General features: G+C 71.6%; 11 protein-coding genes and 1 pseudogene. 4 read left to right on the top strand and 8 right to left on the bottom strand.

The genetic code is table 11. The features are described from left to right. Window positions 1-12 precede the first annotated feature (12 nt). The 4 genes and pseudogenes from efeO to ACIHAD_RS01525 form a co-directional block, all read right to left on the bottom strand. Window positions 13-1,152, bottom strand: coding sequence for an iron uptake system protein EfeO (gene efeO / locus ACIHAD_RS01540; RefSeq protein ID WP_397352356.1), 1,140 nt, complete (start codon window positions 1,150-1,152; stop codon window positions 13-15). 11 nt (window positions 1,153-1,163) lie between these two features. Beyond that, entirely contained in the window at window positions 1,164-1,997 is an 834-nt protein-coding gene (gene efeU / locus ACIHAD_RS01535; protein ID WP_397352355.1) for an iron uptake transporter permease EfeU, read from the bottom strand. A gap of 123 nt (window positions 1,998-2,120) precedes the next feature. Beyond that, on the bottom strand, window positions 2,121-3,005 hold the full coding sequence (locus ACIHAD_RS01530; protein WP_397352354.1) for a glycoside hydrolase family 5 protein: 885 nt from the start codon (window positions 3,003-3,005) through the stop codon (window positions 2,121-2,123). A gap of 121 nt (window positions 3,006-3,126) precedes the next feature. After that, window positions 3,127-3,246, bottom strand: a pseudogene (locus ACIHAD_RS01525) (hypothetical protein); the annotation flags it as partial. Here ACIHAD_RS01525 and ACIHAD_RS01520 point away from each other — a divergent pair. Next, window positions 3,230-3,517 (top strand): hypothetical protein, encoded by a 288-nt coding sequence (locus tag ACIHAD_RS01520; protein WP_397353055.1) that lies wholly within the window; start codon window positions 3,230-3,232, stop codon window positions 3,515-3,517. The pseudogene ACIHAD_RS01525 and the gene ACIHAD_RS01520 overlap by 17 nt on opposite strands. Here the strand turns inward: ACIHAD_RS01520 and ACIHAD_RS01515 are convergent. Genes ACIHAD_RS01515 through ACIHAD_RS01505 form a run of 3 tightly spaced genes read right to left on the bottom strand, consistent with a single transcriptional unit; the run spans window position 3,492 to window position 6,591 of the window. Continuing rightward, window positions 3,492-4,337, bottom strand: coding sequence for a carbohydrate ABC transporter permease (locus ACIHAD_RS01515; protein ID WP_397352353.1), 846 nt, complete (start codon window positions 4,335-4,337; stop codon window positions 3,492-3,494). The genes ACIHAD_RS01520 and ACIHAD_RS01515 overlap by 26 nt on opposite strands. Next, window positions 4,334-5,293 carry a carbohydrate ABC transporter permease gene (locus tag ACIHAD_RS01510; RefSeq protein WP_397352352.1) on the bottom strand — a complete coding sequence of 320 codons (960 nt, stop codon included), beginning with the start codon at window positions 5,291-5,293 and terminating at the stop codon, window positions 4,334-4,336. Before ACIHAD_RS01510 ends, ACIHAD_RS01515 begins: the two co-directional genes overlap by 4 nt. Beyond that, window positions 5,290-6,591: an extracellular solute-binding protein gene (locus ACIHAD_RS01505; RefSeq protein ID WP_397352351.1), complete on the bottom strand. Its 1,302-nt coding sequence runs from the start codon at window positions 6,589-6,591 to the stop codon at window positions 5,290-5,292. Before ACIHAD_RS01505 ends, ACIHAD_RS01510 begins: the two co-directional genes overlap by 4 nt. A gap of 152 nt (window positions 6,592-6,743) precedes the next feature. On the opposite strand from ACIHAD_RS01505, the gene ACIHAD_RS01500 reads away from it, so the two are divergent. Further along, a complete protein-coding gene (locus ACIHAD_RS01500; protein WP_357694869.1) occupies window positions 6,744-7,754 on the top strand; it encodes a LacI family DNA-binding transcriptional regulator in 1,011 nt (336 codons plus the stop codon). Window positions 7,755-7,875: 121 nt separating this feature from the next. Then, entirely contained in the window at window positions 7,876-8,229 is a 354-nt protein-coding gene (locus ACIHAD_RS01495) for a nucleotide pyrophosphohydrolase (protein ID WP_397352350.1), read from the top strand. Between the two features lie 144 nt (window positions 8,230-8,373). Here the strand turns inward: ACIHAD_RS01495 and ACIHAD_RS01490 are convergent, their stop codons facing one another. Continuing rightward, a complete protein-coding gene (locus tag ACIHAD_RS01490; RefSeq protein WP_397352349.1) occupies window positions 8,374-9,852 on the bottom strand; it encodes an MFS transporter in 1,479 nt (492 codons plus the stop codon). Between the two features lie 107 nt (window positions 9,853-9,959). Between ACIHAD_RS01490 and ACIHAD_RS01485 the strand changes: the two genes are divergently transcribed. Then, complete coding sequence (locus tag ACIHAD_RS01485) at window positions 9,960-13,085, top strand: BTAD domain-containing putative transcriptional regulator (RefSeq protein WP_397352348.1); 3,126 nt, start codon at window positions 9,960-9,962, stop codon at window positions 13,083-13,085. The last annotated feature ends 2 nt before the right edge of the window (window positions 13,086-13,087 follow it).

Below are 13,087 nucleotides of genomic sequence, written 5' to 3'. Positions count from 1 at the left end.
CCCCACCTCCCGTTACTTGGCGATGACCGGAGCGATCTTACTGATCGGCTCGGCCAGCGCGTTGATCGCGTCGGACAGCGCCTTCAGCTCGGCCTTGGACAGCTCGTCGTGCAGCTGCCAGCCGTCGCCCTTCCGGTGCGCGCCCAGCGCGGCCTCCGCGGCGGCGAACTTCTCGTCCAGCGTCTTGACCAGGTCGGGGGAGCGCTCCTCCAGCACCGGGCGCAGCGACTGCACGGCGGCCTTGGAGCCCTGGAGGTTGGCGTCGAAGTCCCACAGGTCGGTGTGCGACCAGATGTCCTCCTCGCCGGTGATCTTCCCGGAGGCCACCTCGTCGAGCAGTTCCTTGGCGCCGTTGGCCAGGTTGAGCGGGGTCAGCTCGGCGGCGTTGGACTTCTGGACGATGGTCTTGACGTCGGCGATCAGCTTGTCGGCGATCGGGCCGTCCTTGCTGATGTCCTTCTTGATCCACAGATCCTTCTCGATCCGGTGGAACCCGGTCCACTCCTCGCCGTCGGCCAGGTCGGCCTCGCGGGCGTCGATGGCCGGGTCGAGGTCGCCGAAGATCTCCGCGACCGGCTCGATGCGCTCCCAGTACGTCCGCGAGACCGGGTACAGCTCCTTGGCCTTGCCGATCTCGCCGGCCTTGACCGCGTCCACGAACTCCTGCGTCTTGACCAGCAGCGTGTCGCTCTGCGCCTTGATGTAACGCTTGTAGCCGGCGACCGCGTCGGCGAGCTGGGCGTCGGAGTTGAGCGCCTTGTGCTCGCCGGTCACCTTCAGCGCGTTGCGGATGCCCTTGCCGACCATGCCGGGCTTGCACACCGTCTCGTACGCGCCGGCCGGCAACTCGGCGACCAGCTCCCTGGTCAGGCCGGGCACGATGTTCTCGACCTCGGCCATGACCCGGTCACCGGGGGCGTACACGTAGAACTCGGTCACCTTGGACCCGCCGTTGGTGATCGTGAACGTGTTCGTGCCCGCCGCGATCTCCGAGGTCGCGACCTTGCACTCGGTGTCGGACGCGGCCACGGTGATCTTGCCGGGCGCGGCGGCCGAACCCTTGGCGGCGTCCGTGGCGGTGGTGCCCGAGCCGCACGCGGTCAGGGTCGCCAGGGCGAGCGCGCCGAAGGACAGGCTGATGGCGGTACGCATGATGCTCCTGTTCAGGCCGCGGGTGCGGTGGAGGCGGGAGTGGTCTTCACCCGCTGGGGCAGCAGGAAGAGGATGAGAGTGGGTGCGAGGTAGACGATCCAGGCCACGGCCTCGACGACGCTCGGCTGGGGCGTGATGTTGAGCATGCCGGAAAGCAGCGCGCCGTACCAGGAATCGGCGGGCAGCGCGGCGCTGATGTCGAAGGCGTAGGAGCTCAGCCCCGGCAGGATGTTGGCCTCCTGGAGGTCGTGCACGCCGTACTTGAAGATGCCGGCGGCGACCAGGATCAGCAGCAGGCCGGTCCAGGTGAAGAACTTGGTGAGGTTGATCTTCAGCGCGCTCTTGTACAGCCCCCAGCCGATGACCACGGATGTGAGCAGGCCGAGCGCGATGCCGATCAGCGGCTCGGCGGTGGCGGTCGCGCCCTGGACGGCGGCGAAGAACAGCAGCGCCGTCTCCAGCCCCTCGCGGGCCACGGCCAGGAAGGCCATCACGACCACCGCGAGCGAGCCCATCTGGAGCGCGTCGGTGAGCTTGCCCCGTAGCTCACCGGAGAGCGCGCGGGCGGTGCGGCGCATCCAGAAGATCATCCAGGTGACGAACACGACGGCGAGCAGCGAGGTGATCGCGTCGAACAGTTCCTGCCCGGTGTGCCCGAGATTGGCGGCGGTGAAGGTCAGCAGCGCGCCGAAGCCGACGGACAGCGCGACCGCCGCGGCGACCCCCGTCCAGACCTGGGGAAGCTTGTCCTTCCTGTCGCTCTTGACGAGGAAGGCGATGAGGACGGAGACGACGAGAGTCGCCTCCAGTCCCTCGCGCAGTCCGATGAGGTAGCTGGCGAACACCGTCACTCCCGCTCGCTGAGGAAAGGCTTACCTAAATTAGGGCAGCCGAAGCATACCTAGCGCAAGCAGTGATGGCGATAGTTTGCCCGGTGGTGTGACGCACCCGACTGTATGAGCGGTTTGTCACCCGGTGAGATTGCCGGCCAGCCGGTCGAGCAGCGGCTCGCGCCGTACGCACCGCTCCAGCGTGAACGAGTCGGCCAGGGCGAGCAGCTCGTCGTCGCCGAGCCCCCTGAACAGCCCGGCGTACTCGGGCAGCAGGGCCTGGGCGATGAGGATGTGCCTGATCAGGTCGTCGGTCTGGTAGCGGGCGCCCCACGGGTAGGGCTCCCAGTCCGGGAACTCGGTCTCGACCAGCCGGTGCAGCGGGCCGAGCACGTCGGCGCACTCCTCCATGGTCGAGCCCCACCGGTCCGCGCCGAGCCGCCGCTTCTTGCCGATGAACGCGCCGAACCGGTCCAGGTACGCCCCCGACGCGTGCACCAGCCCCTGGAGGCCCACGTCCTTGTACGTCCACAGCGACCAGCCCGCGCCGTGGGCGTCGTAGAGGTCGAGCTGGTCGCGCAGGACCTGGTAGCGCTGCGCGTCCCGCTCCGCGTCGCCGGTGTAGACCGGGCCGAACTCGCCCACCCACAACGGCGTGCCGGTCTCGCGCTGGAAGCGGGACCGCCGGGCGAAGGTCTCCTCCAGTTGGCTCCGGTCACACCACTCGCCCCTGGTGAACCCCGGGTACGGGCCGCCGTGGGCGAACCCGGCCAGGGCGTAGTCGTGCATGACGAACACCGTGTTCTCGTACATCTCCCGGAACATCGAGAAATCGGTGGCGTACGTGTTGCCGTCCAGGAACAGGACGTGGTCCGGGTCGGCGGCCCGTACGGCCTTGACCAGCCGGTCGTAGAACGGGCCGACCACCTTGCCCGAGACGTCGCCCGGCTCGTTCACCATGTTGTACCCGGCCACCCAGGGATGCCCGCGGTAGTGGTCGGCCAGCGCCTCCCACAGGTGCACGGCCCGGTCCTGGAAGTGGCGGTGCTGCCAGAACGCCCGCCACGTGCGTCGGGTTGTCGCTGTGCCAGTGCTGGTTCTGGGAGCCGGGCAGGGCGTGCAGGTCGATCACGCTGTAGAGACCGCGCTCGCCCAGCAGGCCGATCACCCGGTCGAGGTGCCGGAAGCCCCTCGGGTCGATCTCCATGGGCCGGTCGTCGGACTCCCAGTGGTGGTAGTTGACCGGGATGCGCACGCAGTTCATGCCCAGCCCGGCCAGCAGATCGGCGTCGCTCGCGGTGAAGAACGAGGTGAGCAGCCGGTCGAAGAAGAGCTCGGCCCGCTCCTCGCCCAGCACGCCGCTCACCGCCGCGCGCATCGAGGTCTCGTTGGCGGGATGGCCGGTGATGAAGTTCTCCATGTTCATCCAGCCGCCGAGGCCCACCCCCCTGAGCCGTACCGGCGTGCCTTTGGGGGTGAGGAGCCGGGTTCCGGAGACGTGCAGCATGGTCACCCTTTCGTCGCACCCGCGGTGAGCCCACCGACCAGGTGACGTTCAGCGATGGCGTAGAACCCGAGCGCCGGCAGCATGGCCAGGATCAGGTAGGCGAGGACGCGTGCGGTGTCGGCGGCGTACTGGCCCTGGAACTGCTGGATGCCGAGCGGCAGCGTCCAGCTCGTCTCGTCGCTGAAGACCACCAGGGGCAGCATGAAGTTGTTCCAGCTCCCCACGACGGCCAGCACGGAGACCGTCGCCATGGCCGGGCGGGCCATCGGCAGCAGGATCCGCCAGAAGAACCCGAACGGCGAGCAGCCGTCGATGATCGCGGCCTCCTCGATCTCGCCCGGGATGCTCCGGAAGAATCCCCGCAGGATGATGATCGTCAGCGGCAGCCCGAAGGCGGCCTGCGTCAGGATGACGCCGAGCGGGTCGTCCAGCAGCCCGAACGTGCGCAGCAGCACGAAGATCGGCAGGATGGCCACCGCGAACGGGAACATCAGCCCGGCGGTGAACAGCGTGAACAGCGCCTCCCTGCCCCGGAAGGCGAATCTGGCGAAGACGAACGCGGCCAGCGCCGACAGCCCGACCATCACCACGGTCGTGGCGACCGCGATGAACGTGCTGTTCCACACCTGCCGCCAGAACGACCCCGAGCCGAGCACGTCGGTGTAGTTCGCGGTCACCCAGGGATCGGGCAGGCCGAAGGGGTTGCCCGAGAGCTGGCTGTTGCTCTTGAACCCGCCGAGCAGCGCGTACACGATCGGCACCAGGATGAACGCGCCGACGATCCAGGCGATCGCGTGCAGGGGCAGGGTGGGGCGGCGGCGCCGCGCGGGCGGCCTCCCGTGGTTCATCGGCGGCCTCCCATGGACGTGGTCGCGCCCTCCAGGTCCCGGCGCATCACCACGCGCTGGTAGACGAGGGCGAAGACGAGGCTGAGCGCGAACATCACGACGCTGATCGCGTTGGCGTAACCCACCTGGGAGCGCTTGAAGCCGAACTCCATCATGGTGACGGCCATCGTCTCCGAGGAGTGCGACGGGCCGCCGCCGGTGAGGATCCAGACCAGGTCGAACAGCTGGATGGTGTAGATGACCGACAGGAACACGCTGATCCTGATCGTCGGCCCGAGCAGCGGCAGCGTGACGTGCCGGAACGTCTCCCAGGGCGTCGCGCCGTCGATCTGCGCGGCCTCGACCAGCTCGTTCGGGATGCCCTGCCGCCCGGCCAGGTAGATCATCATGTGGAAGCCGAAGTACTTCCAGGTCATGACCAGGAAGAGGGCGGGCATCACGGTGTCCGGATCGGCCAGGAACTCCGACTCCAGCCCGAACACCGACAGGAACTGGTTCGCCATCCCGCCGTCCGGCGCGAGGATCAGCGAGAACAGCACGCCCGTGATCACCTCGGACAGCACGTACGGCGCGAAGAACACCAGCCGGTAGACCGCCCGCCCCCGGATGCGCTGGTTCAGCAGCATCGCGACGGCCAGCGAGAACGGGAGCTGGATCACCACCGACAACAGGACCAGGACCGCCAGGTGCCACAGGTCGGTGGCGAAGATGCCGGAGGAGAAGAGCCTGGTGAAGTTGTCCAGCCCGACGAAGTCGGTGGGCAGCCCGCCGAAGCCGTTCCACTTGAACGCGCTGGCGTAGCCGGCCACCAGGATCGGGGCCACCACCAGCAGGAGGAAGAGCACCAGCGCGGGCAGCAGGAACAGGGCGATCGTGACCGCGCGCCCGCGCCGCCGCCCCGCCGGGGCGGGGGCCGGACGCGCGATCGCCTCCGGCCCTCGGGTCAGGGTCGTCATTCGCTCTTGGCCACTTCGCTGATGTCCTGGCCGATCTGTTCCGGCGTCTTCGTCCCGGCGATCAGCTCGGCCACGCTGTCGTTGACCTGCTGGCCGACCGCCGGCGGGTAGGCCTGGTCCAGGTAGAGCTGGTAGCCGGAGGACCCGGCCAGCAGGGTCGCGACCTGCTTGAGGTTGGCGTCCTTGACCGCGCTCTCCTCGCCCTTGAGGACCGGCAGCACGCCGCCGGCCTCCACGGCCTTGGTGTGCTGGTCCATCTGCGTCATGAACGTCACGAACTCCACGGCCTCGGTGGGCGCGTCCGCGCCCACCGACAGGCCGTTGCCGCCGCCGAAGGCGTCGCCGATCGAGCCCTTGCCGCCCTCGACCGCGGGGAAGGGGAAGAAGCCCAGGTCGTCGCCGAGGCCCTTGCCGGAGTCCTTCTGTACGGCGGGCGCCCACTGGCCCATAAGCTCCATGGCGGCCTTGCCGTTGGAGACCGTGGCCGCCTGTCCGTCCGGGGTGCCGTAACCCGCCCCGAGGAAGCCCTTCTGGAACGGCTGGAGGTCGGCCAGCGCCTTGACCTGCTGCCCGGCGGCCACGAAGTCGGGCTTGGTGAAGTCGTGGTCCACGCCTGCCTGGGTGAGCGCGGGCAGGCCGGCGATGCGCATGGCGAGGTAGGCCCAGTAGTAGTGGCCCGGCCACTTCTCCTTGCCCGCCAGCGCGATCGGGGTGACACCGCCCGCCTTCAGCTTCTTGACGTCGTCGAGGAACTCCGCCCAGGTGGCGGGTGGGGCCGAGATGCCCGCCTTGGTGAAAAGCCGCTTGTTGTACCAGAAGCCGACCAGCCCGATGTCCGTGGGCAGTCCGTACGTCTTGCCGTCGAACTGGTACGCGCTCAGCGCCGCCGGGGTGAAGGTGTCCAGCACGGGGGCGACGTCGCCGGAGACGTCCTTGACCAGGCCGGCCTCGATCTGCTGCTTGAGCACGCCGCCGCCCCAGGTGACGAAGACGTCCGGGGCCTTGCCCGACTGGGTGACGGTGGTGAGCTTGGCCTTGTAGGCGTCGTTCTCCAGCACCGTCGCCTTGATGGTGACGTTGGGGTGCGCGGCCTCGAAGTCCTTGGCCCGCTGCGCCCAAAGGGACTTCAGCGGCTCGGCGGTGGACAGGTGCCACCATTCCAGCGTCACCTTGGCGGGCTTCTGGCCCTGTTGCGAGCTGCCGGGCTGCCCGTCGCCGTCGCCACTTCCGCCACTCCCGCCGCTTCCGCATCCGGCGACGAGTACGGCGGTGGCCATGAGGATCAGACCGCGTTTCATCCAGGGGTCCCTTCATCGGGCACGAGCGGTATGAAAGTTTCGCATATCCACCGATAATTTCGTTGACCGGAGCATAGGTAGGTGCCGCGCAGGGCGTCAAGAGCTGTCGTGGGAGCGATCCCAGTCCGAAACTTTCGGATACACTCCCGAACGTGTCAGCTAAGAGGCGCGTGACGATCGCACTGATCGCAGAAGAGGCCGGAGTCTCCATCCCGACGGTCTCCAAGGTCATCAACGGCCGGCCCGAGGTGGCGCCGGCGACCCGTCACAAGGTCGAACGGCTGCTCCAGGAGCACGGCTACCAGCGGCGCGTCAGCCAGGACGACAGCCCCGCCGGCCTGGTCGACCTGGTGTTCGCCGAGATCGAGTCGCCGTGGGCCATGGAGATCGTGCGCGGCGCGGAGAGCGCGGCCCACGAGGCCGGGGCCAGCGTCGTCATCTCCGTGCTGCACACCCACGCCGGCCCCGGGCGCGACTGGCTCGAACGGCTGGCCGCCCGCCGTACCGACGGCGTGGTGATCGTCGCCTCCCGCCTGTCCACCGGCGTGCAGGCCCAGCTCAGCGCCCGGTCGCTGCCGTTCGTGGTGGTCGACCCCGAGGGCGAGCCGGCGCCCGGCGTCGTCTCGGTCGGCGCCACCAACTGGAACGGCGGCCTCGCCGCCACCCGCCACCTGCTCGAACTCGGCCACCGCCGCATCGGCATGATCAGCGGCCCCGCCGACATGCTGTGCAGCCAGGCCCGCGTGGACGGCTACCGGGCCGCCCTTGAGACGGCCGGCGTCCCGCTCGCCCCCGAACTGATCCGGCGCGGCACCTTCCTCGTCGACTCCGGCCACGACCAGGGCCACGCACTCCTGTCCCTGGACGAACCGCCCACGGCCATCTTCGCCGGATGCGACCTGATGGCGTTCGGCGTGTTCGAGGCCGCCCGGCAGCGGGGGCTGCGCGTTCCCGAGGACCTGAGCGTCGTGGGGTTCGACGACCTGCCGCTGTCGAAGTCGGCCTGGCCGCCGCTGACGACGGTGCGACAGCCGTTGCAGGAGATGGCGGCGCTGGCCACCCGTACGGTGCTGGGGATGGGGAAGGGCGAGGTCCCGGAGACGAAACGGGTGGAACTGGCCACGGAGTTGATCGTTCGCGAGAGCACGGCCGCCGTGGAGTGACCGTGCCGGGCCCGGTCTGTGCGGCCCAAGTGGAAGCGGCCTGGGAACCAGACGGGGATCGTCCGCACTGTCATCACCGGTGGTGATGAATCGAGGGGCGGGGCCAGTAAGGTCGGGTGGCGTGAGCGAGGAGCTGGAAGGGCTGGCCGCACGGCTGCGGGAGTTCGCGCGGGCCCGTGACTGGGAGAGGTTCCACACGCCGAAGAACCTGGCGATGGCGCTGGCGGGGGAGGCCGGGGAGCTGGTCGCGGAGTTCCAGTGGCTGACCGCCGAGGAGTCCGCGAGCCCGGACGCCGGCACGCTGGCCCGCATCCGCGCCGAGCTCGGCGACGTGACCCTGTACCTGGTCCGGCTGGCCGACGTCCTGGGGGTCGATCTGGTGGAGGCGGCGACGGCCAAGCTGGCCGACAACGAACGCCGCTACGACGCGGCCGGCTACCGGGGCTCGGCCCGGAAGGCGCCGCCGTCCACCTGACAGAACCTCGCGAGGACGGCGAAGGACCGCCGGCCGGGCCGGCGGTCAGGAGGCGAGGGCGGTCAGGACGCCGGGCGCTGGTCGCGGAGGGTGAGGAGGGCGGTCAGGACGCCGGGCGGTGGCCGCGGAGGGTGAGGAGGGCGGTCAGGACGCCGGGCGGTGGCCGCGGAGGGTGAGGAGGGCGAAGACGGCCAGCCCCGCGAAGACCACCGCGCTCACGGCCCCCACCGTGTTCAGCCCCGACGTGAACGCCGCCCGCGCCAGGTCCAGCAGGCCGGGCAGGTCCTTGGCGGCGGTCACCGCCGCGCTGATGCTCTCCCGCACGGCCTCCACCGGCAGGTGCTCGGGAAGCCGGTCGCGGTAGACGGCCGTGCCGAGGCTGCCGAGCGCGGCCACCCCCAGCGCCACCCCGAACTCGCCGCTCGTCTCGGTCAGGGACGCCGCCGACCCGGCCTTCTCGGCGGGCGCGGCCGTCATGATCACGCTGTTGCCCGCGCCCATCGGCAGCGCGATGCCCGCCGAGGCCAGGACCAGCCCGGTGACGACCAGTCCGGTCCCGCCGGCGCTCGGGACCTGGGTGTGCAGGAACAGCCCGACGGCGCCCAGCCCCAGCCCGGCGGCCATCACGTACGCGGTGCCGATCCGGGCGGCCAGCCGCGGCGCGACCGTCAGGGCCACGATCATGGCCAGGTTCTGCGGCACCAGCCACAACCCGGCGCCCGGCGGCGACAGCGACTCCACGGTCTGCAGGTACTGGGTGGTCATGAGCGTGGTCCCGGCCATGACGATCCCGCCGAGCGACATGATCCCCAGCGTCGCCGCGAACGCGCGGTTGCCGAACAGCCGCAGGTCCAGCAGCGGGTTGGCGAGGGTGCGCTGCCGCCTGACGAACACCACGCCGAAGGCCGTCCCGGCGACGACCGCGGCCACGGGCACGGGCTGCCAGCCGCCGCGCGCGATCTCCTTGAGCCCGTAGACGGCCGGCAGGATGGTCGCCAGGGACAGGGCCACGCTGGCCAGGTCGAGGCGGCCGGCGTCCGGGTCGCGGTACTCGGGGAGCAGCAGCCGTCCGGCGACCAGCACCGCCGCCATGAACGGCACGCCCATCAGGAACGCCGACCCCCACCAGAAGTGCTCCAGCAGCAGCCCGCCCACCAGCGGGCCGACCGCCATGCCGAGCATGAAGCAGCCGTACCAGAGGCCGATCGCGGTCCCCATCTGGCGGACGTCGGTGAACATCGTACGGATCAGCGCCAGCGACGACGGCAGCAGCGTCGCCCCCGAGATCCCGAGCAGCGCCCGGGACACGATGAGCATCTCCGCGTTCACCGAGTACGCGGCGGCGACCGAGGCCGCGGCGAAGGCCACCGAGCCGATCAGCAGCAGCCGGCGCCGCCCGATCCGGTCGCCCAGCGTCCCCATGGTCACCAGGAAGCCGGCCAGCATGAACGAGTAGATGTCCAGGATCCACAACTGCTGCGGCGCGGAGGCGCCGAGACCGGCGCTCAGGTGCGGCAGCGCCAGGTAGAGCACGCTCAGGTCGATGGAGAGCAGCAGGGCCACCGAGGCCAGGACCGCGAGTCCGGTCCATTCACGCCGTCCCGCTAGGGTGCCGGTCTTCATGTCGTTGCCCCTTCCGTGGGCTTCACGGCTTTCGTGGACCTCACGGTGCCGGAGCCTGCTTCAGGTGTCCTTCTCGCCGGCTTACGGCGGCACATAAGGTGACGGACATGCGTTTTGGGGTGCTGGGCTCGCTGGCCGTGTGGACCGACGCGGGGGAGCCCGTGACGATCCCCGGGCTCAAGGTCCGGGCGCTGCTCGCCGACCTGCTCGTCCACGAGGGGCATCCGGTCTCGGCCGACCGGCTGGTCGACGACCTGTGGGGCGAGGAGCCGCCGGGCAACCCGGCGGGCGCGCTCCAGGTGCGGGTCTCCCAGTTGCGCAAGGCGCTGGAGGACGCCGAGCCGGGCGGCAAGAACCTGGTGGTCTCGCGGGCGCCCGGCTACCTGCTGCGCACCGACCCCGGAGCGCTCGACGCGGCCCGCTTCGCCGACCTGCTGACCCGCGCCGAGGCTGCCGACAGCCCGCGGACCAGGGCGGGCCTGCTGGCCGACGCCCTGGCGTTGTGGCGGGGGGCGGCGTACGCGGACTTCGCCGACGAGGAGTACACCAGGTCGGCCGTCGTCCGGCTGGAGGAGCAGCGGCTCACGGCGCTGGAGCAGCACGCCGAGGCCAGGCTCGAACTGGGCGAGCACGGGCTGCTCGTGGGCGAGCTGGGCGACCTGGTGGCCCGGCATCCGCTGCGGGAGCGGCTGCGCGCCGCGCACATGCGCGCCCTCTACCGGGCCGGACGCCAGAGCGACGCCCTGGCGAGCTTCGCCGAGCTGCGCGAGCGCCTGGCCGACGAACTGGGCCTCGATCCCGGTCCCGAGCTGGTCGCGCTGCACCAGGCGATCCTGGGCCAGGACCCGGCGCTGAGCCTGCCCGCCGAGCGGCCCATGACGAACCTGCCCGCGTCCGTCAGCAAGCTCGTCGGCAGGGACGGGGCGCTGGCCGAGGTCTGCTCGCTGGTCACCGCCGAGCGGCTGGTCACGCTGACCGGCACCGGCGGCGTCGGCAAGACCAGGCTGGCGCTGGAGACGGCCCGCCGGCTGCTGGGCGGGTTCGCCGACGGCGCCTGGCTGGTCGCGCTCGACCAGGCCACCCACTCGCCCGCCGAGGCGATCATGGCCGCGCTGGACATCCGCGAGGACCCGTCGGGCGGCGACGTCCACGAGCGGCTGGCGGCGGCGCTGCGGCCGAGGCGCGTGCTGCTCGTGCTGGACAACTGCGAGCACGTGATCGAGCAGGTCGCCGAGCTGGCCGAGGCGCTGCTCGCCGCGGCGCCGCGGCTGACCGTGCTGGCCACCAGCCGGGAGCCGCTCGGCGTGGACGGCGAGGTGCTGTGGAGCGTCCCGCCGCTCGACCTGCCGGCGGGCACGGACCTGACCGAGATGGCCCGCTCGGACGCGGTCCGCCTGTTCGTGGCGAGGGCCGCCGCCTCGGCCCGCGGGTTCGCCCTGGAGGCGGGCAACGCGCAGGCCGTGGCCCAGCTCTGCCGGCGGCTCGACGGCATCCCGCTGGCCCTGGAGCTGGCGGCGACGCGGGTGCGGGCGCTCGGCGTCCAGGGCGTGGTGGACCGGCTGGACGACCGGTTCAGGCTGCTGGCGTCCGGACGGCGGGGCGCGCCCGCCCGGCAGCAGACGCTCACCGCCGTGATCGACTGGAGCTGGGACCTGCTGTCGGACGAGGAGCGGGTGGTGCTGCGCCGCCTGGCCGTGCACGCCGACGGCTGCACGCTGGAGTCGGCCGAGGCGGTGTGCGCGGAGCCGGGGCTCGACGTGCTCGACCTGCTGGCCCGGCTGGTCGATCGCTCGCTCGTGGTCGTCACCGAGGGCACGACGGGGGTCAGGTACCGGCTGCTGGAGTCGGTGTCCGAGTACTGCGTGGGCCGCCTGGCCGACGCCGGCGAGCTGCCCGGCGTACGCCGCGCGCACCTGAGCCACTACCTGGAGCTGGCCGTCGAGGCCGAACCCGGCCTGTACGGCGGAGGGCAGCGGGACCGCCTGCTGCGCCTGGACGCCGAGTCGGCCAACATGCGGGCCGCGCTCGACACCGCGATCGCCGAAGGGGCCGCCGACGCCGCCACGCGCCTGGTCAACGCGCTGGCCTGGTACTGGTTCCTGCGCGGCCGGCTGGCCGAGGGCAGGCGCTCGCTGGGCGCGGCGCTGGCCGTCGAGGGGCCGGACGGCCCGGCCCGGCACAGGGCGGCGGCCTGGCACGCCGGGTTCGCGCTCATCCTGGGCGAGCAGGTCGCCTGGGAGCCGCTGCTCGACCGGATCGCCGACCCGGGCCAGCGGGCCAGGGCCGAGCTGTTCGTCGGCATGGGCGTGCCCGACATGGTCACCGGCCAGGAGCTGACCGGACGGGCGCTGGCCGCCTGCCGCGCGCTCGGCGACACGTGGGGCGTGGCCGTCGCGCTGGCCAGGCAGGCGCGCGACGCGTTCACCATGCGGGACAACGAGGCGCTGGAGCGCGACGCGGGGGAGAGCGCGCGGCTGTTCGGCGAGCTGGGTGATCGCTGGGGCATGTTGCAGGCCACCGAATGGCTGGCGGGCGCGGCCGAGATGGCCGGCGACCACGAGCGGGCCGGCCGGCTGTTCGCCGAGGGGCTGCGCATGGCCGAGGAGCTCGGCCTGTGGCCCGAGGCGGCCGGGCGCATCGCCTGGCTGGGCTGGACGGCGCTGCACGGCGGCGCGTACGACCAGGCCATGGAGCTGTGCGGACGGGCGATGAAGCTGGCGCTCGACCAGGGCTACAAGACGGGCGAGACCATGGCCGAGATGGGCCTGGCCTTCGCCGCGCGCCGCGCCGGGCTGCTCGACCTGGCCGAGTCGCACTTGCGCCACCTGCTGGAGGGCGTGCCGCGCGACCCCGGCGTCGAGCCGCCGCTGCACCTGCCGGACCTGCTGGTCGAGCTGGGCCACGTCACCGAGCGGCGCGGCGACCCGGCCGCGGCCATGGAACTGCACCGGGAGGCGCTGGCCGCGGCGGTCCGGGTCGGCGACCCGCGTACGGCGGCGGCGTGCGTCGCGGGCGCGGCGTCGGCGGCCGGGCCGACCGAGCTGGCGGCGGTGCTGCTGGGGCTGGCCGCCGCGGTCCGCGAGCAGATCCGGACCCCGGCGACCGCCTCCGAATGCGAGGAGGACGAGCGTGTCACGGCCAGGGTCCGCGACACGCTCGGCGAGCCGGCCTTCCTGGAGGCGTACGAGCGGGGCGGCACGTACAAGCTGGACGACGCCCTGGGTCTGTTCTGAGC

It is taken from the genome of Nonomuraea sp. NPDC052265 (assembly GCF_044547985.1).
In the GTDB taxonomy this organism is placed as follows: domain Bacteria; phylum Actinomycetota; class Actinomycetes; order Streptosporangiales; family Streptosporangiaceae; genus Nonomuraea.
Note: the sequence above shows the minus strand (reverse complement) of the source record. Positions and strands in the feature narration are given on the sequence as shown.